General features: G+C 64.0%; 29 protein-coding genes and 1 tRNA gene. 10 read left to right on the top strand and 20 right to left on the bottom strand.

Features of this window, described 5'->3' with window-relative positions; translation table 11 throughout:
• Window positions 1-32: 32 nt before the first annotated feature.
• Window positions 33-938: a LysR substrate-binding domain-containing protein gene (locus JQ616_RS06625; protein ID WP_212013217.1), complete on the top strand. Its 906-nt coding sequence runs from the start codon at window positions 33-35 to the stop codon at window positions 936-938.
• On the opposite strand, the gene JQ616_RS06620 is transcribed toward JQ616_RS06625, so the two are convergent.
• Genes JQ616_RS06620 through JQ616_RS06605 form a run of 4 tightly spaced genes read right to left on the bottom strand, consistent with a single transcriptional unit; the run spans window position 910 to window position 3,537 of the window.
• The gene (locus tag JQ616_RS06620; protein ID WP_212013215.1) at window positions 910-2,073 is read right to left on the bottom strand and encodes an MFS transporter; all 1,164 of its coding nucleotides are present in this window, start codon (window positions 2,071-2,073) and stop codon (window positions 910-912) included. The genes JQ616_RS06625 and JQ616_RS06620 overlap by 29 nt on opposite strands.
• A complete protein-coding gene (gene arsC / locus JQ616_RS06615) occupies window positions 2,070-2,495 on the bottom strand; it encodes an arsenate reductase (glutaredoxin) (protein ID WP_212013214.1) in 426 nt (141 codons plus the stop codon). Before arsC ends, JQ616_RS06620 begins: the two co-directional genes overlap by 4 nt.
• Complete coding sequence (locus JQ616_RS06610) at window positions 2,495-3,178, bottom strand: aquaporin (protein ID WP_212013213.1); 684 nt, start codon at window positions 3,176-3,178, stop codon at window positions 2,495-2,497. Before JQ616_RS06610 ends, arsC begins: the two co-directional genes overlap by 1 nt.
• Complete coding sequence (locus JQ616_RS06605; RefSeq protein ID WP_212013212.1) at window positions 3,178-3,537, bottom strand: ArsR/SmtB family transcription factor; 360 nt, start codon at window positions 3,535-3,537, stop codon at window positions 3,178-3,180. Before JQ616_RS06605 ends, JQ616_RS06610 begins: the two co-directional genes overlap by 1 nt.
• 49 nt (window positions 3,538-3,586) lie before the next feature.
• Between JQ616_RS06605 and JQ616_RS06600 the strand changes: the two genes are divergently transcribed.
• Entirely contained in the window at window positions 3,587-4,114 is a 528-nt protein-coding gene (locus JQ616_RS06600) for a DUF6428 family protein (protein ID WP_212013211.1), read from the top strand.
• Window positions 4,115-4,201: 87 nt separating this feature from the next.
• On the opposite strand, the gene JQ616_RS06595 is transcribed toward JQ616_RS06600, so the two are convergent.
• From JQ616_RS06595 to mgtE, 4 genes are all read right to left on the bottom strand, one after another.
• A complete protein-coding gene (locus JQ616_RS06595; RefSeq protein ID WP_212013210.1) occupies window positions 4,202-4,630 on the bottom strand; it encodes a DoxX family protein in 429 nt (142 codons plus the stop codon).
• Between the two features lie 77 nt (window positions 4,631-4,707).
• Window positions 4,708-4,917 (bottom strand): hypothetical protein, encoded by a 210-nt coding sequence (locus JQ616_RS06590; RefSeq protein WP_212013208.1) that lies wholly within the window; start codon window positions 4,915-4,917, stop codon window positions 4,708-4,710.
• A 478-nt stretch (window positions 4,918-5,395) separates the two neighbouring features.
• On the bottom strand, window positions 5,396-5,716 hold the full coding sequence (locus JQ616_RS06585) for a helix-turn-helix domain-containing protein (protein WP_212013206.1): 321 nt from the start codon (window positions 5,714-5,716) through the stop codon (window positions 5,396-5,398).
• Between the two features lie 93 nt (window positions 5,717-5,809).
• Window positions 5,810-7,243 carry a magnesium transporter gene (gene mgtE, locus JQ616_RS06580; protein ID WP_212013204.1) on the bottom strand — a complete coding sequence of 478 codons (1,434 nt, stop codon included), beginning with the start codon at window positions 7,241-7,243 and terminating at the stop codon, window positions 5,810-5,812.
• A gap of 84 nt (window positions 7,244-7,327) precedes the next feature.
• On the opposite strand from mgtE, the gene JQ616_RS06575 reads away from it, so the two are divergent.
• On the top strand, window positions 7,328-8,143 hold the full coding sequence (locus tag JQ616_RS06575) for a polysaccharide deacetylase family protein (RefSeq protein ID WP_212013201.1): 816 nt from the start codon (window positions 7,328-7,330) through the stop codon (window positions 8,141-8,143).
• A gap of 95 nt (window positions 8,144-8,238) precedes the next feature.
• Window positions 8,239-9,609 (top strand): polysaccharide deacetylase family protein, encoded by a 1,371-nt coding sequence (locus JQ616_RS06570; RefSeq protein ID WP_212013200.1) that lies wholly within the window; start codon window positions 8,239-8,241, stop codon window positions 9,607-9,609.
• Between the two features lie 6 nt (window positions 9,610-9,615).
• On the opposite strand, the gene JQ616_RS06565 is transcribed toward JQ616_RS06570, so the two are convergent.
• Both JQ616_RS06565 and serA read right to left on the bottom strand, forming a co-directional pair.
• Complete coding sequence (locus JQ616_RS06565; protein ID WP_212013199.1) at window positions 9,616-9,990, bottom strand: hypothetical protein; 375 nt, start codon at window positions 9,988-9,990, stop codon at window positions 9,616-9,618.
• Window positions 9,991-10,112: 122 nt separating this feature from the next.
• Window positions 10,113-11,363 carry a phosphoglycerate dehydrogenase gene (gene serA, locus JQ616_RS06560; RefSeq protein WP_212013198.1) on the bottom strand — a complete coding sequence of 417 codons (1,251 nt, stop codon included), beginning with the start codon at window positions 11,361-11,363 and terminating at the stop codon, window positions 10,113-10,115.
• Window positions 11,364-12,419: 1,056 nt separating this feature from the next.
• Here serA and JQ616_RS06550 point away from each other — a divergent pair.
• The 3 genes from JQ616_RS06550 (at window position 12,420) to JQ616_RS06540 (ending at window position 14,348) form a co-directional block, all read left to right on the top strand.
• A complete protein-coding gene (locus tag JQ616_RS06550; protein WP_212013196.1) occupies window positions 12,420-13,391 on the top strand; it encodes a hypothetical protein in 972 nt (323 codons plus the stop codon).
• A gap of 15 nt (window positions 13,392-13,406) precedes the next feature.
• Window positions 13,407-14,066, top strand: coding sequence for a hypothetical protein (locus tag JQ616_RS06545; RefSeq protein WP_212013195.1), 660 nt, complete (start codon window positions 13,407-13,409; stop codon window positions 14,064-14,066).
• Window positions 14,067-14,165: 99 nt separating this feature from the next.
• The gene (locus tag JQ616_RS06540) at window positions 14,166-14,348 is read left to right on the top strand and encodes a hypothetical protein (RefSeq protein WP_212013194.1); all 183 of its coding nucleotides are present in this window, start codon (window positions 14,166-14,168) and stop codon (window positions 14,346-14,348) included.
• A gap of 45 nt (window positions 14,349-14,393) precedes the next feature.
• Here the strand turns inward: JQ616_RS06540 and JQ616_RS06535 are convergent.
• Together JQ616_RS06535 and JQ616_RS06530 are read right to left on the bottom strand one after the other, a co-directional pair.
• A tRNA-Leu gene (locus JQ616_RS06535) sits at window positions 14,394-14,478 on the bottom strand.
• Window positions 14,479-14,569: 91 nt separating this feature from the next.
• A complete protein-coding gene (locus JQ616_RS06530) occupies window positions 14,570-14,815 on the bottom strand; it encodes a FliM/FliN family flagellar motor switch protein (RefSeq protein ID WP_021080574.1) in 246 nt (81 codons plus the stop codon).
• Between the two features lie 60 nt (window positions 14,816-14,875).
• Between JQ616_RS06530 and lipB the strand changes: the two genes are divergently transcribed.
• Window positions 14,876-15,604 carry a lipoyl(octanoyl) transferase LipB gene (lipB, locus tag JQ616_RS06525; protein WP_212013192.1) on the top strand — a complete coding sequence of 243 codons (729 nt, stop codon included), beginning with the start codon at window positions 14,876-14,878 and terminating at the stop codon, window positions 15,602-15,604.
• Between the two features lie 4 nt (window positions 15,605-15,608).
• Here the strand turns inward: lipB and JQ616_RS06520 are convergent, their stop codons facing one another.
• Window positions 15,609-16,034, bottom strand: coding sequence for a tautomerase family protein (locus tag JQ616_RS06520; RefSeq protein WP_212013191.1), 426 nt, complete (start codon window positions 16,032-16,034; stop codon window positions 15,609-15,611).
• A 114-nt stretch (window positions 16,035-16,148) separates the two neighbouring features.
• On the opposite strand from JQ616_RS06520, the gene JQ616_RS06515 reads away from it, so the two are divergent.
• Window positions 16,149-17,006 (top strand): LysR family transcriptional regulator, encoded by an 858-nt coding sequence (locus JQ616_RS06515; RefSeq protein WP_212013190.1) that lies wholly within the window; start codon window positions 16,149-16,151, stop codon window positions 17,004-17,006.
• A gap of 18 nt (window positions 17,007-17,024) precedes the next feature.
• On the opposite strand, the gene JQ616_RS06510 is transcribed toward JQ616_RS06515, so the two are convergent.
• The 4 genes from JQ616_RS06510 to JQ616_RS06495 are packed head-to-tail and all read right to left on the bottom strand — an operon-like array spanning window position 17,025 to window position 20,144.
• Window positions 17,025-17,450: a hypothetical protein gene (locus JQ616_RS06510; RefSeq protein WP_212013189.1), complete on the bottom strand. Its 426-nt coding sequence runs from the start codon at window positions 17,448-17,450 to the stop codon at window positions 17,025-17,027.
• Between the two features lie 11 nt (window positions 17,451-17,461).
• A complete protein-coding gene (locus tag JQ616_RS06505) occupies window positions 17,462-18,898 on the bottom strand; it encodes a TIGR01777 family oxidoreductase (protein ID WP_212013188.1) in 1,437 nt (478 codons plus the stop codon).
• Window positions 18,895-19,560 carry a DUF4166 domain-containing protein gene (locus JQ616_RS06500; RefSeq protein ID WP_212013187.1) on the bottom strand — a complete coding sequence of 222 codons (666 nt, stop codon included), beginning with the start codon at window positions 19,558-19,560 and terminating at the stop codon, window positions 18,895-18,897. The genes JQ616_RS06505 and JQ616_RS06500 overlap by 4 nt, the downstream gene beginning before the upstream one ends.
• A gap of 26 nt (window positions 19,561-19,586) precedes the next feature.
• Window positions 19,587-20,144, bottom strand: a complete 558-nt coding sequence (locus JQ616_RS06495) for a GbsR/MarR family transcriptional regulator (protein ID WP_212013186.1) — start codon at window positions 20,142-20,144, stop codon at window positions 19,587-19,589.
• Between the two features lie 172 nt (window positions 20,145-20,316).
• Here JQ616_RS06495 and JQ616_RS06490 point away from each other — a divergent pair, with 172 nt between their 5' ends.
• Window positions 20,317-21,129: a class I SAM-dependent methyltransferase gene (locus JQ616_RS06490; RefSeq protein WP_212013184.1), complete on the top strand. Its 813-nt coding sequence runs from the start codon at window positions 20,317-20,319 to the stop codon at window positions 21,127-21,129.
• Here the strand turns inward: JQ616_RS06490 and JQ616_RS06485 are convergent.
• From JQ616_RS06485 to JQ616_RS06475, 3 genes are all read right to left on the bottom strand, one after another.
• Window positions 21,126-21,425, bottom strand: coding sequence for an acylphosphatase (locus JQ616_RS06485; protein ID WP_212013183.1), 300 nt, complete (start codon window positions 21,423-21,425; stop codon window positions 21,126-21,128). The two genes, JQ616_RS06490 and JQ616_RS06485, sit on opposite strands and share 4 nt — an antisense overlap.
• A complete protein-coding gene (locus JQ616_RS06480; RefSeq protein ID WP_212013181.1) occupies window positions 21,422-22,288 on the bottom strand; it encodes an isocitrate lyase/PEP mutase family protein in 867 nt (288 codons plus the stop codon). The genes JQ616_RS06485 and JQ616_RS06480 overlap by 4 nt, the downstream gene beginning before the upstream one ends.
• Before the next feature lie 134 nt (window positions 22,289-22,422).
• On the bottom strand, window positions 22,423-22,566 hold a 144-nt coding region (locus JQ616_RS06475; RefSeq protein ID WP_212014704.1), incomplete at its 5' end, for an acetyl-CoA carboxylase biotin carboxyl carrier protein subunit.

Genomic DNA, 22,566 nt, shown 5'->3' with positions numbered 1-22,566 from the left:
CAAATTCATTCTACGGATGCGTTCTATTGATTATGTCAATAGTATTCAGTCAGCTCCGCGCCTTCCATGCGGTCGCCGCCCATGGCGGCTTCACGGCGGCCTCGCGCGTGCTCCATGTCGGGCAGCCGACGCTGACCATCCAGGTCAAGGAGCTGGAGGAGACCTACGGCGTCGAGCTTTTGATCCGCAAGCCCAGGCACACCGAGCTCACCGAGGCCGGCGCCGCGCTGTTCGAGATCACCCGCGGCATCATGACGTTCTGCGACGAGGCGCACGAATTGCTGGCGGCGCATGGCAAGGCCACCAAGGGCCATCTGCGGGTGGCAACCGTCGGGCCATTTCACGCCACCGAGATCATTGCCGCCTTCAAGCGCGATCACCCGGAAGTTCAGATCTCGACACTGCTCGGCAATTCCGAGCGTACCTTCCGCCACATCGTCGACTTCGAGGCCGACGTCGCGATCCTGGCGGAGGTGCCGGAAGATCCGCGCGTCACCATGATCCCCTACCGCACCCATCGCGTGATCGTGTTCGTCAACCGCGATCATCCCTGGTTCAAGCGCAAGTCGGTCAGGCTGCGCGAACTGGCGGACCAGCCGATCGTGCTGCGCGAGCGCGGCTCGACCACGCGGCGCGCCTTCGAGGCGACGATGCAGGCCGAGGGCATCCGGATCGAGCCGGTGTTCGAGATCGAGAGCCGCGAGGGCGTCTGGAAGGCCGTCGAGCGCGGGCTTGGCATCAGCGTCGTCGCCGATTTCGAATTCGTGCCGCACCCCAATTTGCGCGCGCTCGAGATCAGCGACCGCACCATCAAGACCCAGTACAGCATCGCCCATCACAGCGGCCGCGGTCACTCGCCGATCATCAAGGCATTCATCGAGACGGTTCGGCGGATGAAGGGTGGCGATACTATCGCGAAGAGGCCTTCTCGGCCTTGAGTGCGAACAACGCCACCAGTGCAGCCAAGCTCAGGGCCGACGTGACCGCGAGCGTATAGCCGCCGAGCGGTGAAATCAGGAAGCCGAATGCCAGCGGCGCCATCGCTTGTGATAGTCGCGATGGCGCGCCGAGAAGCCCCAACCGGTAGCCGTAATCCTTTGGACCGAATATCGCCAGCGGCAGCGTGCCGCGCGCGATGGTGAGGATGCCGTTTCCGGCGCCGTGCAGCAGCGCGAAGACACCGGCAAAGCCGCCGCCGAACAAGCCGATGACGCAAGCGCCCAACGGGTGCGTGATGCAGGCCAGGCGTGCCGACCACAGCGGGTGGAAACGCTTCAGCAGGCTCGCTTCGACAATGCGCGCCGCCACCTGCGCCGGGCCGATTAGTGCGCCTGCCGCGATCGCCTGCGCCTGCGTCGCGCCCAACGACTCCAGAATGCGCGGCAAATGAACCGCCATCGCCGACGTGACGCTCCAGGCGGCAGCGAAAGCAAAGGCCAGCAACACCATCGCGCGGTCGATCGGAATATGCGGCTTTGGCGTGTCGGCTGCGATCTGGTGCTCTCGCGTCAGCTTGGGGATCAAGAGGCCATTGAGCGGCAGGCAGATCAGGATGTGCGCGGCCGCCCAGCCGAAGCAGGTCCAGCGCCATCCGATGGTTGAGAGGCCCCACGCAGTGAGAGGCCAGCCGATCGTGCTCGCAAACCCCGCGATCAAGGTGATGCCTGTGATGGAGCGGCGAGCCGCGTCGCCGTAGATGCGCCCGAGCGTCGCGAAGGCCGCGTCATAAAGGCCAAGGCCCATGCCGACGCCGAGCAACAGCCAGCTCACGGCCATCAGGACGCCACCGTGCGAAAGCCCGAGCAGGATCAGACCGGACGCCAGAATGAGGTTGGAGGCGCAGAGCACTTCGCGCCCGCCCATCCGGTCGATCTGGCGGCCGACGCGCGGACCGAGCAATCCGGAAATGACGAGCGCCATCGAGAACGCAGCGAACAGCCAGTTCGTCGAGATACCGAGGTCGCGCGCAATCGGGTCTGCGAGAATGGCAGGCAAATAATAGCTCGATGCCCAGGCCAGGGTTTGCGTGGTGCCGAGCGCGACGATCAGGACATTATCTGCACGGCGGCTCATCCGGTGTGCGTACCCTGCGTCCTGAGCGAAACCACCTCTCCGTCTTCCTTGACGAACTGGCCGACGTCGGCGACCAGGAGGAGATCAAGAACCGCCTCGGACGGCCGGCACAACCTCACGCCCTTCGGTGAGACCACGATCGGTCGATTGATCAGGATCGGATGCGCCATCATGAAATCGATCAGCTCGTCGTCACTCCATTTCGGATTGGCAAGGTCGAGCGCGGCATAAGGCGTGCCCTTTTCACGAAGCAGCGCCCGCGGCGCGATGCCCATGGCCGCGATTAGCGCGATCAATCTGTCGCGCGAGGGAGGGTTCTTGAGATATTCGACGATCTCGGGCTCCTCCCCGCTTTGCCGGATCATGGCCAGGGTGTTGCGCGACGTCCCGCAATCGGGATTGTGATAGATCGTGATCGTCATCAGGCTGCTTCCTTTGTGGTCTCAGCGCCCCGCAGCAGCCACGCCATGAATGCCGCCGCGACCACGGCGCCCAGGACTTCGGCGACGATGAATCCCGGCAGATCCTGCGCCCGGATGCCGGAAAACGTATCGGTGAATGATCGCGCGATGGCGACGGCTGGGTTGGCGAAAGACGTGGATGCGGTGAACCAGTAGGCGGCCGTGATGTAGAGCCCAACCAGCCATGGAATTGCGGCCTCACGAAACCGGATGCCACCGACAATCGTTGCGATCAATCCGAACGCAGCGACGAATTCCGCAAACCACTGCGGAAATCCCGTCCTCGCCTTGGCCGAGAACTCCAGCAGCGGCAGGCCGAACATGGCATGCGCAACCATCGCGCCGAGGATGCCCCCGAGCACCTGTGCCGCGATGTACTGCGCGGCGTGCGGCGGACGGAGTTCGCCCTTGAGCATGAACACCAGTGTCACCGCCGGATTGAAGTGCGCGCCGGATATCGGTCCGTGGATCGTGATCAGCACCACGAGGATGGCGCCGGTCGGAAGCGTGTTGCCGAGCAGCGCCAATGCGACGTCCTTGGTCAAGGTCTCGGCCATGATGCCGGAGCCGACGACGGTCGCGACCAGAAGCAGGGTCCCGAGGCCCTCGGCCGCAAGACGTCGCGGCAGGTCGAAGTCGCGCATCAGGCGCGCGCCTTCTTCTTGGCCTTGGGCGGCCCGCACCGGGCGTCGGCGAGCGCCGGCGCGCAAATCTCCGGGTGGCCGGCACAGCAATCCTTCATCAGGAAAGCGATGAGGTCGCGCAGACCAGTGAAATCCGCCGAATAGATGATCGAGCGCGCCTCGCGGCGCGGCACGATCATCCCCGCATGCTCGAGATCCTTCAGGTGGAAGGACACGTTGGATGGCGACACCTCGACCGCCTCGGCGATCGCCCCCGCAGCCATTCCATCGGGGCCGGCCTGCACCAGCAACCGCACGATCCGCAGCCGCGTTTCCTGCGACAGCGCGGCGAAGGCGGTTCGGGCTTGACGCTCCTCCATCTTTCGATAATCCTACAATTCAACAATCATTGAAATGAGGATAGCAGCCATGGACACGCTTGCCAATACCCGATCGACCGTCGGCGCCCTGCTCCCGGTGGATGAGCTTTCAGCTGCAGCGCTCCTTTCCAGCCTCGAGGCGCACAAGGAGAAGCCGCTGATCTTCAGCTATGACGGCCGGGACGTCCGCCCCAGCTACCATGTCACCGAGGTCAAAACCGGTTCATTCAGAGGGCTCGATTGCGGCGCGAACCCCGAGAGCTGGAGCGAGACCTTCATTCAGCTCTGGGACATCGAAGAGGAAAACCGCGGCCACATGCCGGCCGGGAAGTTTCTCGCCATCATCCGCAAGGTCGACGAAGCCGTCGGCTTCGATCCGCAAGCCAAGCTGACCTTTGAGGTGAGCGACGGCGTGCGGCCGATGCAGATCTATCGCGCCGAACGCATGGAGAGCGGCGACACCGCGATCCGCGTCCACCTCTCGGCGCGTCCGTCGAGCTGCAAGCCGCGCGACCGATGGCTGCAGGAACAGCAATCCTGCTGCGCTCCAAAAGCCAAGCAGCCCTGCTGCGGCTGAATGATCTACCGGGATTGCGCTTGTCGAAGATGTGACCGATCGCGAGCTCGCGCGTCGGTCACACGCGTCAGCCCCTTTGCGCAGCCATCAGGCTGCCGTCGGTTGCAGCCGCCGCTCCCAAGGCAACCTCGGGACCTTGACCGCAAACGCGCCGTCGCCCAGCAGCGCCTGGACCGCCAGCATGATCGCCCACACCAGCGGCAGCTCCCAGCCCGCTTCGGTGAACCAATAGCCCTTTCGCTGCATCCAGAAGTGGGTTGCGCCGAGCATCATGGGGATCGTGTAGATGCTCACCCAGCGCGTATAGATGCCGAGCAGCAGCAGAACCGCCGATCCGAATTCGGCGCTCAAGGCATAGGCAAGAACCCATTCGGGATAGCCGAGCTTGGCAAGTCCGTTCCACCACAGGCTGATCGGCTTCAACACGCATTTGCCGTAGAGATGCGCAATGAACAGTCCGGCAAGCGTCACGCGCAGCAGAAAGGCAGCATAAGGCGCAGTTCTCTGATCGATCATGCGTACCTCCCAAAAAAGAAAGTCTGTCGCAGTCGCAGAAAAACGATGACCAGCCGGCCTGACGCCGCGGTCGCAGGCTAGGCGTTCTCGTCGAAGCGAGCCAATGCTCCCTCGATGAGCTCGATCTCTTCGACAAGCGTGTCGTTGACAACCGATGGTTTGAAGCCGGGGACGCTGTACGTCCGAACGCCGTCCAGCAGCCGCTGGCGATGCTCCCTCAGCTCTTCCAGCGCCTGACGATTCCTCAGCGATACGTAGCCGGCAATGATCTGCTCGATGGCCTTCATTGGAAATCCACGCTTCAAAATAACGACGTAACTGCAATCCCCGGATTAAAGCGGCTAAACCGCCGTCCTGGCAAGCCCCACGACAGCAAAGCTCGGACCCATCATGTTGCGAGATGCGAAGCTGTGTCCCACCCACAGTGTCATCGCCCGCGAAGGCGGGCGATCCAGTACGCCGCGGCCTATCGATTCAACAACGACTGCCTCTGGCATACCGGGTCGCCCGGTCAAGCCGGGCGACGACACCGTTCGGGCAGCGAGTGACTGCCCGCGAGCACCATCCTCATCGTCGTCCTGGCGAAAGCCACGACCCATTGCCCCAAATCTCAGTCGTTGCGCGACGCCGGGGCCGCTGTCGGCGCTCGTCACCAAATGCGGTGGTTATGGGTCCCTGCTCCCGTGCGCAATTGCGCCGGTGAATCTGGCGCCTTGGCGCGATCTATCGGCTGACGACAATGATGGCAGCGAGTGCCCTACCCGCTCAGGCCGCGGTCGGCTCGCTCGACAACGCGGCGAATACCGTCTCGGGCGAATGCGCGATCACCGCGAGCAGCGCGCGGGCGGGACCGCGCGGCGCGCGCTTGCCCTGCTCCCAATTGCGGATGGTTTCCACGGGCACGCCGAGCTTGGCGGCGAATTCGAGCTGGGTGAGCTGGGCACGGCGGCGCAAATCGCGCACGGCCGGCTGGGCCGCCGCAGGCTGCATCGCCGATCCGGCCGGGTGTGCGGGCACGAGCGGGATTTCCTGCCCGTCGCGCAATTCGACGATCCGTCCGTCCGCCTTGAGCCGCAACCGCTGCATGATGGCCCCCGTGATGGCCCCTTTGGAGATAGGGCCATCATCTGCCAACCCCGTTAAGGCGCGATTAACGATAAACGGGCCGCAAAGCGTGCTCTATTTCAGCCCGAACCACAGCGTGGCGATGCCGAGAAACGAGAAGAAGCCGACCACGTCGGTGACGGTCGTGACGAAGGTGCCGGAGGCGACGGCCGGATCGGCCCGCACCCGTTCGAGCACGATCGGGATCAGGATGCCGCCGAGCGCGCCGGCGATCAGGTTGCAGATGATCGCAAGCCCGATCACGATGCCGAGGCCGGGGATCTTGAACCAGGCCACCGCGGCGATACCGGTGATGATGGCGAAGGCGATGCCGTTGACGAGCCCGACCATGGTCTCGCGCAGCACCACGCGCATCGCGTTGAACGCACCGAGCTCGCGGGTGGCGAGCGCGCGCACTGCGACCGTCATGGTCTGGGTCGCGGCATTGCCGCCCTGGCTGGCCACGATCGGCGCCAGCACCGCGAGCGCCACCATCTTCTCGAGCTGGCCCTCGAACAGGCCAAGCACCGACGAAGCCAGGAACGCGGTGGCGAGATTGACCAAGAGCCAGTTGAAGCGGCCGCGGGCGATGGTCCAGACCGTGTCGGACAGCTCTTCAGGATGGGTGACGCCGCCGAGCGCTTTCAAGTCCTCGTCGGCCTCCTCCTCGATCACGTCGACGACGTCGTCGATGGTGATCACGCCGACCAGCCGCTCGGTCGTGTCGACCACGGGGGCTGCGACCAGATTGTACTTGCCGAACATCCGCGCGACCTCTTCCTGGTCCTCAAGCGCGGAGACCCGGCGGCGGTCCTCGTCGATCAGATCCTTGACCGGAACCGGGCGGCGCGTGCGCAGCAGCACGTCGAGCGGCACCGCGCCGAGCAAATGCCTGTCGGCGTCGACCACATAGATCTCATAGAATCGATCCGGCAGATCGGGCGTTTCGCGCATGTAGTCGATCGCGTGCCCGACGGTCTCGTCCGGCGACACCGCGATGAACTCGGTCTGCATCCGCCGGCCGGCGGAATTCTCCGGGTACAGCAGGCTGCGCTCGATGTCCTCGCGCTCGGCAGCGGGCAGCTTCTCCAGGATCTCTTCCTGGTCCTCCTCATCGAGGCTTTCCAGCAGCTCGACGGCGTCGTCGGATTCGAGCTCGCGGACGCCCTCGGCGACGGTCTCCGGCTCGAGTTCCTCGAGGATCTCCTCGCGGACCGCCTCGTCGACCTCGTTGAGCGCCGAGAAGTCGAAATCGGTGCCGGTGATTTCGACCAGGGTGACGCGGTCGTCGGGCTCCAGCGCCGCGATAAGGTCACCGAGATCGGCCTCATGCAGTTCCGCGACGACCTCGCACAGCAGCGGCCGGTCGGCGGCATGGATCGCCCGGGTGATCTCTTCGACGAATTCGGGGCGGAGCTGGCCCTCCTCGTCCCGCATCGGCATCTGGGCGAGCGGGTCTGGCTTCGGGTCGTCCTTGGCGGGTTCGGCAACGTCGATATTCTCGGCCATGCCGTGTTTCGCCGGTTTGACAGGAGGGGAAAATCTGGTCTGATTGATGCGGACCGGATTACCTAATCGGTGGGGCACAGTGCAATGAGAAAGATGTCGAGCGCACCGCGACCGATCCTGAGCCTTGTCGCGACGCTAATCGCGCTCGCGCCCGTCGCGCTGTTCGGCGCGGCGCAAGCCAACGAATGCCCACGCAAGGATGCACTCGGCACCTCACGTGTGCTCGAGGTCGATCCTGCGACCTATCCGCGCGTGGGGCTGAAGAGCTTTCCGCAGACCTTGCCGCTCAGGGATGGCGAGGTGGTGCTGACGTTCGACGACGGGCCGACGCCTGGCGTCACCGACAAGGTGCTGGCGGCGCTGGGCACCGAGTGCGTGCAGGCGACCTTCTTCATGGTCGGCCGCAACGCCTCCGAACATCCCGACATGGTCCGCAAGATCGCACGCCTCGGCCACAGCATCGGCTATCACAGCTGGGACCATCCACATCTCAACAAGCTGCCGACCGACCAGGCCGAGGCGAACATCAACCGGGGCATCGCGGCAGTACAAGCAGCCTTGCGCGGGACGGCGACCACGGTTCCGAGCACGCCGTTTTTCCGGTTCCCCTATTTCGAATCGACCCCCACTTTGCTGGACCACCTGGAAAAGCGCGGTATCGCGGTGTTCGGGGCGGATTTCTGGGCCAGCGACTGGGTCAAGATGACGCCCGAGCAGGAACTCAAGCTGCTCACCGGCCGGCTCGAAGCCAACCGGAAGGGAATTATCCTGCTCCATGACCCGCAAATGCGGACGGCCGAGATGCTGCCGGCCTTCCTGAGGTATCTCCAGGAGCATAATTTTCACGTCGTCCACATCGTCCCGCCGACGATGAAGACCGTGTCCGACCGGACACATTGAACCCGGGGCCAAAGCTGGATTACAGACTGTTAAGGCGGTGTTCATGGCGCCGCACCTAAGGATTCGTCAGTGCGTTTGGAATGCGGCCTGATTCAATGATTGCGAACGTCCTGGTGATGATCCGGAAGCGGTCGCGGACCGTGATCGGCGCGGCGCTGCTGAGCTGCGGCTTGATGACGCCGTACGCCGCCCTCGCCGCGGACTGCCCGGGTAACCCCAACGCACTCGGCACCTCGCGGACCCTCGTCGTCGATCCCATGGAGCATCCGCGGATCGGCACCATGCAGTATCCGGAGACCCTGCCGCTCGCCGACCACGAGGTGGTGCTGACCTTCGACGACGGGCCGCTGCCGAAATACAGCAACCAGGTGCTTGCCATCCTCGCCAGCCAGTGCGTCAAGGCGACCTTCTTCACCATCGGCTCCCAGGCCCGGTTCAATCCGGAGGGCGTGCGCAAGCTGATCGCGGCCGGCCATACCGTCGGCACGCACAGCCAGAACCATCCGCTGACGATGAACAAGATGCCGCTCGAGCGGGTGAAGCAAGAGGTCGACGACGGCATCGCCTCGACGCTCGCAGCGCTCAACGGCGACAAGAGCAAGCTGGCGCCATTCTTCCGGATTCCCGGCCTGATGCGCGCCGAGATCCCCGAGGCCTATCTGGCGTCGCAGGGCATCCAGGTCTGGAGCGCTGATTTCCCGGCCGACGACTGGCGCCACATCTCGCCGCAGCGGGTCTACGATCTCGCGATCCAGCGCATCGAGGCCAAGCACAAGGGCATCCTGCTGCTGCACGACATCCAGCCGCGCACCGTCGCGGCGCTGCCGCGCATCCTCAATACGCTGAAGGAGCGCGGCTATCGCATCGTGCACGTCGTGCCGGCGACGGCCGACCGCCCGGCGACGCCGACCGAGCCGCAGCAATGGTTCATGCATCCGCCGACCGAGACCGTGGCGACCACGCGCTGGCCGAGGATTCCGAACTTCGTCTTCACCGCGACGCGGGCGCTGCCCGCGCCTGTGTTTGCCGACATGGACTGGCGCGATGCCGACATCCTCGACCACGCGCAGCGCGCGCGCCTCGGTGTGCCCGTCCGCACCGCCTGGCCGCAGCCGCAGCCCGCGCAGCTCGCCGCCGTCTCGACCTTGCCGATCCCGGCGGCCGACGTGTTTCGCGTTCCCGAAGCGCTGGACCTGACGCTGCTCGCGGCCCGCTCGGCCGCCAGCCGCCGCCTTACCCAGCGCGCGGCAGCTATCCCTGGCGCACCGCGTGCGCAGGCGATCTCCGCGCGGCAGGTCAGGCATCCGAAGCAGGCCGCACATCAGCTCCCCGCCGCGGTTCACGGCCGAGCCCACGGCGCGCCGTTGCATGTCGCACCGCCGGCTGCGAGCAATGCTTCGCTCCGCGTCGCCAAGCGTACCCCGCGCGCCGAAGCCTCGGCGGTCAACAAGCGCGTGCCCGATTGAGCTGACTTAACTGGCCACGATCTTGGCGACGCAGAGCAGGATCACCAGCGCCAGGAAGAAGATATCGATATAGGATTTGATCTCGCCGGCGTGGCGGAGCTCGGTGACATCTGCAACGATCTGCTTGCGCGAGGCTGCCGCGTTCGGCCCCTCGCCGGTTGCTGCGGCCAACCGCCGCGTCTCACCTTCCAGGCGCTCGATCCGCTGGAAGAAATAGAATGAGCGCAGCCCCGAGACGGCATGCATCGCCGCATAGACCAGGATCAGGATCGCCACCGTCGCGCGCTGCTCGTATTTCTCCAGCAGGTTCAGCGTGAAATAGACCAGCCCCAGGAACACGAAGTTGGAGAGAACGCGGTAGGCGTAGCTGGCAAAGATCATCAGGCGCTCCGGGTGGGGCAGGCTTGCGGCCGCGCGATCGGGAGAGATAGCAACGCCGAACCGGCAAGGCGATGCCTCCGCGACATGCCACCAGGACAGCGCGTTTCGCGTCTTCGCTTTCGCTAGGTCTGTGGCCGGTTCTGCTCGTACAGCACCCGCACGCGGATCGTACCGTGAATGGCCTTCAGCTCGGACAGCAATTCCTCGCCCTCGCCGCCGACAACGTCGGTCTCGAGCACGACGTAGCCGACTTCCGCATCGGTTTGCAGGTATTGCGCCAGGATGTTGATGTTGTGCCGGGACACCGCGTCGTTGACCTGACGCATCACGCCGGGAACGTTGCGGTGGACATGGATGAAGCGCGTGCCGGTCGGCCGCGCCGGCAACTGCACCTGCGGAAAATTCACTGCGCCGAAGGTCGAGCCGACATCGGAATGGTCGATCAGCTTGCGGGCGACCTCGCTGCCGATGCGATCCTGCGCCTCTTCGGTCGAGCCGCCGACATGCGGGGTCAGGATCACGTTCGGCAGGCCTTGCAGCGGCGAGACGAAGCGATCCTGGTTCGACGTCGGTTCGACCGGAAACACGTCGGCCGCAGCACCCGCCAGCCTGCCCTCGCGCAGCGCGCTCGCCAGCGCATCGAGATCGACCACGGTGCCGCGCGAATTGTTGATCAGGTAGGCCTCCGGCTTCATCAGCCTGATCTGGGCCGCGCCGATCATGTTGGCGGTGGTCGGCGTCTCCGGCACATGCAGCGAAACGACGTCGCTCGCCGCGAGCAATTCATCCAGCGTCTCGACCGGCTCGGTGTTGCCGTGGCGCAATTTGTCGGTCTGATCGAAATAGATCACGCGCATGCCCATGGCTTCCGCGAGATTGGACAGCTGCGAACCGATGTTGCCGTAGCCGACGATGCCGAGCGTCTTGCCGCGCACCTCGCGGCTACCCTCGGCGGACTTGTCCCAGCCGCCGGCATGCGCGGAGGTCGAGCGCGGGAAGATCCGCCGAAACAGCATCACGATCTCGGCGATGGTCAGCTCGGCCACGCTGCGCGTGTTGGAGTACGGAGCGTTGAAGACCGGAATGCCAAGGCGCCGCGCGGCATCGAGGTCGACCTGGTTGGTGCCGACCGAGAAGCAGCCCACCACCAGCAGCCGGTCCGCCGCCTCCAGAACCTCCGCGGTCAATTGTGTCCGCGAGCGGATTCCCAGCATATGGATGCCCGACAGCGCCTGCTTGAGCTCTTCAGGCCCCAGCGCCTTGGGCAGCCGTTGCAGCTCGGTATAGCCGTTGGCCTCGAACATCCGGACGGCGGAATCGTTGACGCCCTCAAGCAGCAGGACGCGAATCTTGGTCTTGGGGAGAGACAGCATCGTCGGACTTGGCCTTCGTCGTTCCGGGGGACTCGGTTCGCGCAAGGGCTATCACGCGCGATGCCGATCAGCGAGCAAATCGCGGCCTTCCCGGACCCGACTCGTTTCAAAAGACGGCGTGAACGATTCCAAATCGAGGCGGCGGACGTTGGCAAAGCGCTAATCTGCCTGGGCGCAAATCGGCGCCCCTTGAATCCACCTTAATATCAATGACTTAATATTTTCAAGCTCCGATGGCGTTCACATCTATCGCGATTTCAATGGTTTGCTGGGATGGGCGAGAGGCTAGGTACATTTCGCACCTAAAAGGTCACTTTGAAGACCACGCCGCCACACCCGAAGACACAATTCGACGAATAGGCCAGATTGTTGCACAGGCGGAGGCATTCAGTCCGTACTGGGCGTGTGCTAAGCGGCGCGGACAGTCTTTCGAGAGGCGTTCTGAAGGGCCTCAAGAAAGCCGACAGGCATTTTGAGACCACCTTCGACTGCCCTACCGATGAACCCGTTCAATGCCCGATCGGAAAGCCTGGTCCAGTGCTTGTCTCGGAACGCCGAAATCGACGGCCTTGGTCTCAACACGGGATGGTCACTTGCGTGCACCGTTGTTCGCCCATCTCCGATATTCCACGCAGCGTCAGGCCAGCTGGCGCCGTCACCGAGTGTCTTCGTGGCAAAGTCACCAACAGTACCCGGGTGCTTTACACGATCCGCTACCCACCTGGCGACAGGGACCGAGACCGCATTGCCAATCAGACGCCACTCGGGTCGCTTCTTTACGGTCTGCTCCTCAACAGCAGTCCACCCGGATGGGAATCCCTGCAAGAGCTCACAGCTCTCAAGGCTCGGCATCAATACCTCGCCGTCAGGGAAAAGCACAGCAGGGGCCGATGGAATTCCCCACCCTGATCCGACCTTAAGCGGAGGAATTCCGTTCGTAGTAAAGCCCACGCCGCTCCGACCTTCTGTCCAATAGAAGCCAATCGGGAGCTCTAGACTCGGCTTGATCTGGGGAGTTGTCTCGGCTTCATCAGCAAACAGAACGCAACGGGGATCGTGTTCCCTACTCGCGACCAAATAGACCCTTCGTCGGCGTTGCGGCAAACCGAAGGCCATTGTGTCCAATATCTCATTGGAGATTATGAAACGAGAGCTGACGTCGCGCTCAACACTGGTCACTTAGCGAATGCAGGCTTATGGACCGGTGAGGCGGACGACGTCGGGTTCCTGCCGTGGTATTGGCCCGCCCTACTCGAAATGCCAGATAAGAGAAGAGCTCAGATCGATTTCATCAAAGGGGAATTGAATAGCCCTGTTCTTCGGGTATTTGGTTTCAAGGATGAAGCGATCGAATTCCTATCTCGACATGCCAAGGGCGCACTTTCGCCGAATGCTCGAACGGAAGAAGGCGCCAACGCAGGGGAGCCTAGTATCCAAGAAATCACGTTTCGAGACGTCTTTCGAGACGGGAATCGGTCAATTCCGGACAAAGCAGAACGAGAGCTTCTCCTGAAACGTCAAGCCGCCGGAAACGACAGAGCGCTGGATTCGATTGCCCGAGTAGTTGCCGCTGATATCGACCGGTGGTTTCGATTAGACGTGCTCGGTCCGCAGGAAGCTCTCGTTGATGCGCCTCATCTGGTTGCGCGAATGCCATTTCTTCTTGGGCAAAATGCCGACGATATTGCGCACTGGGATTCTCTAGCGACATCGCAAGTCGGACCAATCGCGATGCAGAAAGACCTTTACGATCGCTTGGTAAAGCGGGCTCGTTTCTCGCACGACCTATTCGTCCGTCGTCCGTGCTTTTGGTGGCCCGAACTCCGCGCAAGTGAAGATCTGAACAAGTTGTTCGTCTCTTCTGACGCGACTTGGGCAGATCTTGCATTCTGCGAGGATATCTCGCGCTTCAAGAAGCGGGAGGAGGCGCGCGAGTTCGTCGCTCAAATTGAGGGGCCGTGGGATCGCCGCCATGTAGCGTACAACTCCAAGTTCAAATACGCACCGCGCAGTCGGTTTGCGCTCTAGTAGGGCAATGGAGCTATGGCATACGAGCCCGACTTAGAGACTTTCTGCGACATTCTGCGTGATTATTCGAGGCACGGCCTTACTTATTTCAAGACTCATTCCACGGCCCTCCAAGGAATGTTACGCGCGAGCCTTGGTGGCCACATCGAGGACAACGATGACAGGATCGAACGCAAGCTCGCGACGTTGAAAAAAGGGGGACAAGCGGACCTGTCTTTCCTGCCGATGCCGAAGCCCAGCGGAAAGGAAATCAAGGCCGGCTTCTTTCTTCCGCGGATCGTCCCCGGAGATGAAGGCAAATACCAATGCTCTTTTGAAATAATCTTCTGGATCGAACGTGATCGTGGAAAAACCTTTGGCATGCGTTTTGAGCCAGCTGGCGAAAACCCGTCGGACTCACATTGCTATCCGCACGTACAGCTCACGCGCCAGTTCGATCCACCAACAGTGACTACTCACCTTGAGAGTTGGATGCCGACCTCGTATCCAGCGATACCACTTGGCTATAAACATCCGTTGCAACTTTTTTTGGGTATGGCGGTAGCACTGCACGGGTATAGCGCAAACGGAAAAGAAGAGTACGCTCGCGCAGTTATCATCGATGCCATGAGACGAGGCCAAGCGGCGCTGCGCGCTAAGCAAATTCTTGAAGAGGTCAAGCGAATGTTGGGGTGATCCCGACACCCTGCCCCAACATTTGACGTATTTGGTCGCTCTAGGCCCGCGCCGAGCTTGGCCGCCAGCGCCGACTGCATCTAGAGCCAGATGATAACCATGTTCGGCTGGACCGACCCGAAAATGCCCGCCCACTACATCGCGCAGGCGAATCGCGAGCGGCTCGGAATCAGCGGGATGGAGAAGATCGCCACGTTTGATCGAAGCCAGTCACTCGACGACTGCCTGGCGGTGCCCCAGGCGAACGCCGCGCCGAAACGGAGTGGTAACATTCTCGGGTAACACCCGGAAAAAATCCCAATAATTTCAATGCGAAATGTGGGTTTATGGTGCGCTCGGAGGGACTCGAACCCCCACGGTGTTACCCACTGCCACCTCAAGGCAGCGCGTCTACCAATTCCGCCACGAGCGCTGGGATGCCGGATGGAACCCTAGGGCGCCGCCGCATCGACGGGGCCATGTAACAAATCATGCATGCAGGGACAAGGCGATTAATGCGCGAATTAACTGCGAACGCCGGGAGATTTCGGCAGCATTTGCTTGACCTCGACCGCAATCCGGTTGCGGTCGACCAGAACCACGCCGCTGGCCACCGGCAGGTTGTTGGCGAGGATCTTGACCTCGTCGGCCTCGGTGGCATCCAGTTCGATGATGGCGCCGCGGGACAGCCGCATGACCTGGTGAATCGGCATGGTGGTGGTACCGAGGACCACCATGAGATCGACGCTGACTTTATCGAGCGTGGGCACTTCTGAACCGCCGAACGGGAACTAAATTGTGGGTTCACCTGACCACGTTAGGGTTAGCCAATGGTTAACGACCGCCAAAGCCTCGATTTGACGACCTTTGCCCACCCTTCGGGCGGTGAAGCGGTCGAATGGCGGATTGCGGACCGTCCGGTGCCCTACCCCGATTCTCTCGCCGCGATGGACGCGCGGGTGGCGGCGATCGCCGACGGATCGGCGCCTGAGCTGGTCTGGCTGCTGGAGCACCCACCGCTCTACACCTCCGGCACCAGCGGCAAGGCCGGCGACCTGCTCGATCCGCGCTTTCCGATCTTCCAGAGCGGCCGCGGCGGCCAGGTCACCTATCACGGACCGGGCCAGCGCGTCGGCTATGTGATGCTCGACCTCAAGCGGCGCCGGCCGGATGTGCGGGCCTACGTCGCCTCGCTGGAGGAATGGATCATCCGCACGCTGGCCGCCTTCAACGTCCGCGGTGAGCGCCGCGAGGACCGCGTCGGGGTCTGGGTGAAGCGCCCGGACAAGGGGCAAGACTACGAGGACAAGATCGCCGCGATCGGTGTGCGGCTGCGTCGCTGGGTCTCGTTCCACGGCATCGCGATCAATGTCGAGCCGGATTTGTCGCACTTCCAGGCGATCGTGCCGTGCGGCGTGGTCGATCCGCGCTACGGCGTCACCTCGCTGGTCGATCTCGGGCTGCCGGTCACGATGGCCGACGTCGACGTCGCGCTCCGGCAGGCGTTCGCCGAAGTGTTCGGCGACACCGCAGCCCACCTGCCGGAAGCGACGTCCTAAGACTTCACGCGGCCTTCTGCGGCGCGACCTCGAGCTTGCCGGCGATGTAGCGGCGCTCCTGGGTCAGGCCACCGAAGCCGTAGGCATCGCCCTTCACCTCGTCGACATGGGCGTAGCTCTCGGTGTGAAGCGGCCCAAGCAGTTCGCGCATCCGCTTGAACAGCGCGGCGAGATAGGCCGCCTTCTCGTCCTTGGTGTTGGTGCCTTCGGTGACGTGGATGTCGAGCCAGTAGCTCGCGAGCCCCTGCTCGGCGAGCGACTTGCCGCCGGCGAACCAGTCGGCGGCGTCGGCGGACTTCACGATGATCGCGGTGACCTTGGGGTCCTTGTGCAGGATCTTTGCGGTGAGCTCCGACACGGCGGCGGCGATATCGGACTTCAGCGACGGCGACTGGCGGGAGGTCGCGTAGGTGACGGTGATGAGGGGCATGATCGGTCTCCTTGAATTCGGTTGGCGCGGTCAATCGCGCCTCCTCTAGCTAGACCTTCCCGCATCATCTTGGTATCTTATCTCTATGTATAGCAATGATAACGATTATTGATCATGACAACCACGCTCGACATCGACACCGTGCAGGCCTTCCTCCTGGTCGCCGAGTTGCAGGGCTTTACCCGCGCTGCCGAAGCGCTCGGCACCACGCAGGCCGCGATCAGCATGAAATTGCAGCGGCTGGAAACCGTGCTCGGCAAGCGGCTGGTCGAGCGCTCGCCGCGCGCGGTGCGGCTGACCGCCGATGGTGCGGCCTTCCTGCACCACGCCCGCGCGCTGATCGAGGTGCATGATCGCGCGCTATCCGGCGAGGAGCCGGCGCGGCAGCAACTCACCCTCGGGATCAGCGATCACGCCGCAGGTCCTGAGCTGGTACCATTACTGGAACGGCTGCACGCGATGGCCTCGCAGCTTGCACTGTCCGTGACCATCGGCTTCTCCCGCGAGATGCTCGATGCCTACGATGCCGGCGAACTCGACGCCGTGATCGTGCGCCAGGAGGGCAGCCGGCGCGGCGGCGAGAAACTGGCTGAAGACGAATTCGGCTGGTTCGCCGCCAAGCGCTTCGTCTGGCCGCGCGGCGATGCCTTGCCGCTGGCGAGCCTCGCACCGCCCTGCGGCGTGCGCGCCCTGGCCGTGCGTGCGCTCGACAAGGCCGGCATCGCCTGGAGCGAAAGCTTCGTCGGCGGCGGCGTCACCGCTGTGGTCGCGGCTGCGCTCGCAGGGCTTGCGGTCGCGCCCCTCGTCCGCCGCATCGCGCCGCCTGGCCTGATCGACATCGGCCCAACCCACAAGCTGCCGCGGCTCGGTGCGTCAAAGGTGATGCTACATTCGAAGGTCAGCGATCCTGCAAAGCTGGCGGCGTTGCGAACGCTGGCTGCGACGTTCCGGAGCGTGGCGTCCGCGGCGTAGTGTGAGCATCCGCATGGGTCATATCGAGTCCTCGCGGGCCGCCAGTTCGCCCATGACGAACCAGTAGGTCAGGCCCGCGATACATCCAGCCGCGACGAACAGACAAACAAGCCCTGATGTCCAGACAGCCGGTGAGCGGACCAGCACGCTGATGCTCAACGCGCCGATCGCAGCGCCGGCGCAAGCGAAGAAGCCGGCAGCCCGGATCTGGAACTCCTCAGTGAGCCAGACGACCATTGCCGCAGGAATTGCGGTAAGCAGACAGGTGATGACGAAGACCACGGCTGACGGAAGCAGCAGCACGACGATACCGTAGAGCAGCCGAGGGACATCGCCGTGGGACGCCACCATCAGAAAGGTCTGGCCGACGGCGGAGATCACCGCGGTCGCGGCGCCGCAGCCCGCCAACCAACCTCCGAATGCGCGCGAACAGGTACTGGACATCGTGCCCTCCTCTACAGGATCGCCTCGAATGCGCTGCGCAGGGTTTCGTGCCGGAACACAAAGCCGTTGCTCAGCGCCTTGTTCGGCAGCACGCGCTGGCCACCGAGCAAGAGCTCGTTGGCGAAGTCGCCACCCACCGTGCGCAGCAGCGCGGCAGGAACACGGAAGATCGCGGGCCGGTGCAGCCGGCGCCCCAGCTCTTCGGTGAATTTCGTGTTGGTCACCGGGATCGGCGCCGTGGCGTTGATCGGCCCCGAGAGTTCGGGCTTCGCGATCACATGTGCAATCAGGCGCACCAGATCGTCGCGCTCGATCCACGACATCCATTGCCTGCCCGAGCCGAGCGGCCCGCCGAGGCCGAATTCGAACGGCGTCAGCATCCGCGTGATGAAGCCGCCCTCGGTGCCGACCACGAGACCGATCCGCAAAGTCGCCACGCGCACGCCGTGATCGGCGGCGGGCTTCGCGGCATTCTCCCAGGCCTCGCATAGTTCATGACTGAAGCAGGCGTGGGATTTCGCCGACTCCGTCAGCACCTGGTCCTGCCAGAGCCCGTACCAGCCGATCGCGGAGCCGCTCACCAGCACCGACGGCTTGCGTTCGAGCCGCGCGATCAGCTTGACGACGTCGGCCGTCATGCCGATCCGCGAGGCGATGATCTTGCGGCGCTTGGCCTCAGTCCACAGGCCGTTGCCGATCGGCTCGCCGGCGAGATTGACGATGGCGTCAATCCCTGTATCGGCAGGCAGCTGGTCGAGGCCCGTGATCAGCGTCACCGGTGGCGGCAGCATCTCCGTCTTCGCGGGATTGCGGATCAGCGCAATCACCTGATGACCTGACGCGGTGAGGCTCGCGGCCAGGCGGCTGCCGATGAAGCCGGTCGCGCCGGTCACCAGCACGGTCTGCCGCGCCGGCAATTTCTCGACCAGCTCTGCGGCCGGCACGCTGACCATCCGCCCCAAGCGCCTTGCTGCGGCAAAGTCCCGCGCGCCGAACAACGCGGCACCGAAGGCCGCGGCGGTCGCGAACACACTCAGGAAGCCCGCATAGGCCGGCACAACGGCCGTCAGCAACATCGCCCAGCCGATCAGCACCGGCACCAGCAGCACGAGGATGGCGCCGTAGTTGATTGCGAGCAGCGTGTGATTGATCCGCTCGCTCGGCGGCAGCTTTCGGCTCAAATCCTCCTCGACGAAATCCATCAGCGTGATGACGACCTCGATGACCAGCACGGCCATGATGGCGATCGCCAGAATGCCGTGCACCTCCAGCCAGCCGAGCACCAGGAACAGCAGCGCATAGAGCATGTTGCGCACGCTGTGCAGCCTAAGCTCATGGCGCTGCGACGGACGCCACGCCAGCCGCTCGGTGAACTCGTGATGATAAAAGGTATCGAACGCACCCATCGCGATCTGGATCGTGACCAAGGTCCAAAGCAGTGGCGTCATGATGTGGCCTCCCTGAACATGGCAGACTGACGGAGCAGCCGGCCGAAACGCGGGTGGATGATCTCCAGCGTGAAGCGGAAGTCGCCGCAGCCAAGATCGGAATGGGTCACGGTGAGATCGCCGGGCGTCAGCCATGCGGGCAGCGGCAGGCGAAACGGACCGAGCTGCAGCGAATAGCCGACACTGCGGAACACCAGCGCTTCATGCTCGACCGCGATCCGCAGCGCCATGCTGACGCCGAAGCCGACATATTCCTCGAGCCCGGTCGGCCCGGCAAAGCGCTTGGCGGAATGGATCACCTGCGGAAAGCCGTCGCGGCGCGCGCAGATCCGGGTCCAGACCTGGCCGCCGCTTGCGGCGTCCTCGGTGACCGTGACGATCATCGGCACGCCGGTCTCATTGCCGGTCGGAAGCGGGCCGCCGATCAGCCGCGCGGCCTGTGCCAGCCACCAGCCGGCGCGGCTGCTGAAGGCTTCCTCGACCTCGCCGACATAGACGACAGTGTTGCCGTCCTCGAACCGTTTCGAGAAACGCCGCCAGATCGCGACCGGCAGGCGGCCCCAATCCTCGTCCGACAGCAATGCGCGAAAGCGGTGATCGTCGAGCAGTTTGGTATCGGAAGCCGGCGCGGTCTTTAAGGTGGATATCCTTGCTGACGCCATCGCACACTCCCGTTACGCCGCCGTCCCTATTTGGCCCTGCCTGTCGGCAGGAAACTCACGATCTTCTCGCCGAGCTTGATCAGCGCGACCAGGCGCGGCCGCGGCACGTTCAGCATCTGCGTGTACCAGCGGTCGACCAGCTCAGTGAAAGTCAACATCTCCTTGAGCCGCTTGCTGGCGAGCGGAGAGATCGCCGGATCGTCGGCCGCGTCGGAGACGCAGGCACGCAGCGCCGTAAGCGCCGGATCGATCTCGCGCTCCTTGCGCCCCGCCGCGATCCTGGCCGCCACCTCCCAGATGTCGGTCTCGGCCTCGAAGTGGTCGCGACGGTCACCGAGGATCGGCACCCGCCGGATCAATCCCCAGGACAGCAGCTCCTTGATCGAGTTGGAGACGTTGGAGCGCGCCATGCCGAGCGTGTCGGCGATGTCCTCCGCAGTCATCGGCGCTTCGGCGAGGTAGAGCAGCCCGTGGATCTGGCTGACCGAGCGGTTGACGCCCCATTGGTCGCCCATGTCGCCCCAATGCAGGATGAAGCGCTCGACGGCTGCGGGAAGTTTTTTCTTGGCGGTTATTTCTGTCATGACAGAAATATCAGACTATTCGGAGCGAAAGTCAAGGACCGCGGCCGACCTGCGGGATGGGCTACGACACGATTCGAGGCGTTGGCGCAGGCGGATCGCTGGGCCATACTTCGGAGGCGGCTTCTGCCCGTGACGGCCACGACGGCCGTCCGCTTTTTGCGAGGGAATGCATATGACGGCTCCCCTTTCCGACAAGGTCTTCGCGGGATCGGTCCCGCAGCTCTACGACCGGCTCATGGTGCCGATGATCTTTGCGCCCTATGCCCGCGATCTCGCGCAGCGCATCAAGGGCCACCGGCCGCGCGACCTGCTGGAGATCGCGGCCGGCACCGGTGCCGTCACGACCGTCCTGGCTGCGGAATTGCCGGATACGAATATCACTGCGACCGATCTCAACGAACCGATGCTGGCGCAGGCGAAGACGCACCTCGCGGACAAGACGAACATCCGATGGCAGCAGGCCGACGCACTGTCGCTGCCGTTTGGCGATGCGAACTTCGACGTCGTCGCCTGCCAGTTCGGCGCGATGTTCTTTCCCGACCGTGTCAAGGGTTATGCCGAGGCGCGGCGTGTGATCAGGCCCGGCGGACGGTACGTCTTCAACGTCTGGGACAGGATCGAGGAGAACGATTTCGCCGACGTGATGCAGCAGACGATGTTCCAGGTGTTTCCAGACAACACACCGCAATTCATGGCGCGGACGCCGCATGGCTATCACGATCCCGCGCGCATCCGCGCCGACCTGACCGCAGCAGGCTTTCGCGACATCGCGATCGAGCTGGTCACCCAACGCAGTCCCGCCGCCTCGCCTCTGGATGTCGCCATCGCCTACTGCCAGGGAACGCCCATGCGCGGCGAGATCGAAGCCCAGGGTCAACCGGGTCTCGAGGCTGCGACAGAGCGCGTGGCGGAAGCGCTGGCGCGCCGATTCGGCAACGGCCCACTCGACGGAAAGATTCAGGCGCTGGTGATCTCAGCCGCCTAGACCGTCGGAAGGAAGGCGAACCGCTCGCCTGCCCCGCGCAGGTTCAGCAGGTCGGACGTGCCGGCATCGGCCTGCACGCGGTCGACCCGCGCCGAGAACGGACCGCGGCCGCATGCCTTGATCATGTCGGCGACGACGTCGTCGGGGCCGGAAAATACCGCCTCGACGCTACCGTCGCGGCGGTTGCGGACCCAGCCTTCGAGGCCGCGTGCGGTTGCGCTTTCGTGAACCCAGGCGCGATAACCGACGCCCTGGACGCGGCCGGTGATCGTGACGTGGCGGATCACGCCGCTCACTTCTTCAGGCCGAGGAACTCGCCGCTGCGCGCCTTGGTTTCCGCCTCGCGCATCACGCGGCTGGTCAGTTCGGACGAGGCAATGCCCTTGAGGTTCTTCGGCGAGGCGCCTTCGCGCAGCGCCTTCAGCGTCTCATAGACCGCCTGGGTTGCGGCCGCGAACGGCGCGTGGCCCTGCAGCGCGATCCTGACGCGCTGGCTCGCGAGATAGTCCAGCGCGGTCATCTCCTCCGGCGCCCCGCCGAGCACGATCGGCAGCGTCGTCGCGGCCGAAATCGCCTCGAGTTCGCCGCGCGATTTGATGCCGGTGAAGAACAACCCGTCGACACCCACCGCCTCATAGGCCCGCGCGCGTGCGATCGCATCGTCAAGATTGGTGATCGAGACCGCGCCGGTGCGGCCGAGGATGACGAGCGACGGATCGCTGCGGCCGTCGAGCGCCGCCTTCATCTTGCCGACGCCCTCCTCCAGCGAGATCAGTTGCGTCTTGGCCTGGCCGAACGCCTGCGGCAGCAGCGTGTCCTCGATGGTGAGGCCTGCGGCGCCAGCGGCTTCCACTTCCTGGACGGTGCGGCGGACATTGAGCGCGTTGCCGTAGCCGTGGTCGGCATCGACCAGCACCGGCAAGGTCGACGCCCGCGACATGCGGCGGATCTGCTCGGCGAACTCGGTCAGCGTGATCAGCGCAATGTCGGGATCGCCGAGCACCGCGAGCGAGGCCACCGAGCCGCCGAACATGCCGAGCTCAAAGCCGAGATCTTCCGCAATCCGGACCGAGGTCGCGTCATAGACCGATCCGGGACGGATGCAGGTCGAGCCATTGAGAATCGATCGCAGTGCTTCGCGGCGTTTGCGGAAGGCCATGTGTCCCTCTCCATCCACGTCGTTGCGAGGAGCGAAGTAACGAAGCAATCCATGGCTTGAGGAGAGATGGATTGCTTCGCGGAGTTTATCATCGGGCGCGCATACGCGCGACCCGTTGGCTCGCAATGACGAGTTTAAGCGAACTCCAGGATCAGCGCATCGACCGCGAGCGTGGCGCCGGCGGCGGCGTGGATCTTCTTCACCGTGCCGTCGCGCTCGGCGCGCAGCACGTTCTGCATCTTCATGGCTTCCACGACCGCCAAGGTCTCGCCGGCCTT

It is taken from the genome of Bradyrhizobium tropiciagri (genome assembly GCF_018130545.1).
GTDB lineage: Bacteria > Pseudomonadota > Alphaproteobacteria > Rhizobiales > Xanthobacteraceae > Bradyrhizobium > Bradyrhizobium tropiciagri_A.
Note: the sequence above shows the minus strand (reverse complement) of the source record. Positions and strands in the feature narration are given on the sequence as shown.

Bases quoted from the DNA above. Each gene is read 5' to 3' on its own strand.
- JQ616_RS06625 (WP_212013217.1), top strand. From the start codon at position 33: ATGTCAATAGTATTCAGTCAGCTCCGCGCCTTCCATGCGGTCGCCGCC.
- JQ616_RS06620 (WP_212013215.1), bottom strand. From the start codon at position 2,073: ATGAGCCGCCGTGCAGATAATGTCCTGATCGTCGCGCTCGGCACCACG.
- arsC (WP_212013214.1), bottom strand. From the start codon at position 2,495: ATGACGATCACGATCTATCACAATCCCGATTGCGGGACGTCGCGCAAC.
- JQ616_RS06610 (WP_212013213.1), bottom strand. From the start codon at position 3,178: ATGCGCGACTTCGACCTGCCGCGACGTCTTGCGGCCGAGGGCCTCGGG.
- JQ616_RS06605 (WP_212013212.1), bottom strand. From the start codon at position 3,537: ATGGAGGAGCGTCAAGCCCGAACCGCCTTCGCCGCGCTGTCGCAGGAA.
- JQ616_RS06600 (WP_212013211.1), top strand. From the start codon at position 3,587: ATGGACACGCTTGCCAATACCCGATCGACCGTCGGCGCCCTGCTCCCG.
- JQ616_RS06595 (WP_212013210.1), bottom strand. From the start codon at position 4,630: ATGATCGATCAGAGAACTGCGCCTTATGCTGCCTTTCTGCTGCGCGTG.
- JQ616_RS06590 (WP_212013208.1), bottom strand. From the start codon at position 4,917: ATGAAGGCCATCGAGCAGATCATTGCCGGCTACGTATCGCTGAGGAAT.
- JQ616_RS06585 (WP_212013206.1), bottom strand. From the start codon at position 5,716: ATGCAGCGGTTGCGGCTCAAGGCGGACGGACGGATCGTCGAATTGCGC.
- mgtE (WP_212013204.1), bottom strand. From the start codon at position 7,243: ATGGCCGAGAATATCGACGTTGCCGAACCCGCCAAGGACGACCCGAAG.
- JQ616_RS06575 (WP_212013201.1), top strand. From the start codon at position 7,328: ATGAGAAAGATGTCGAGCGCACCGCGACCGATCCTGAGCCTTGTCGCG.
- JQ616_RS06570 (WP_212013200.1), top strand. From the start codon at position 8,239: ATGATTGCGAACGTCCTGGTGATGATCCGGAAGCGGTCGCGGACCGTG.
- JQ616_RS06565 (WP_212013199.1), bottom strand. From the start codon at position 9,990: ATGATCTTTGCCAGCTACGCCTACCGCGTTCTCTCCAACTTCGTGTTC.
- serA (WP_212013198.1), bottom strand. From the start codon at position 11,363: ATGCTGTCTCTCCCCAAGACCAAGATTCGCGTCCTGCTGCTTGAGGGC.
- JQ616_RS06545 (WP_212013195.1), top strand. From the start codon at position 13,407: ATGGCATACGAGCCCGACTTAGAGACTTTCTGCGACATTCTGCGTGAT.
- JQ616_RS06540 (WP_212013194.1), top strand. From the start codon at position 14,166: ATGTTCGGCTGGACCGACCCGAAAATGCCCGCCCACTACATCGCGCAG.
- lipB (WP_212013192.1), top strand. From the start codon at position 14,876: ATGGTTAACGACCGCCAAAGCCTCGATTTGACGACCTTTGCCCACCCT.
- JQ616_RS06520 (WP_212013191.1), bottom strand. From the start codon at position 16,034: ATGCCCCTCATCACCGTCACCTACGCGACCTCCCGCCAGTCGCCGTCG.
- JQ616_RS06515 (WP_212013190.1), top strand. From the start codon at position 16,149: ATGACAACCACGCTCGACATCGACACCGTGCAGGCCTTCCTCCTGGTC.
- JQ616_RS06510 (WP_212013189.1), bottom strand. From the start codon at position 17,450: ATGTCCAGTACCTGTTCGCGCGCATTCGGAGGTTGGTTGGCGGGCTGC.
- JQ616_RS06505 (WP_212013188.1), bottom strand. From the start codon at position 18,898: ATGACGCCACTGCTTTGGACCTTGGTCACGATCCAGATCGCGATGGGT.
- JQ616_RS06500 (WP_212013187.1), bottom strand. From the start codon at position 19,560: ATGGCGTCAGCAAGGATATCCACCTTAAAGACCGCGCCGGCTTCCGAT.
- JQ616_RS06495 (WP_212013186.1), bottom strand. From the start codon at position 20,144: ATGACAGAAATAACCGCCAAGAAAAAACTTCCCGCAGCCGTCGAGCGC.
- JQ616_RS06490 (WP_212013184.1), top strand. From the start codon at position 20,317: ATGACGGCTCCCCTTTCCGACAAGGTCTTCGCGGGATCGGTCCCGCAG.
- JQ616_RS06480 (WP_212013181.1), bottom strand. From the start codon at position 22,288: ATGGCCTTCCGCAAACGCCGCGAAGCACTGCGATCGATTCTCAATGGC.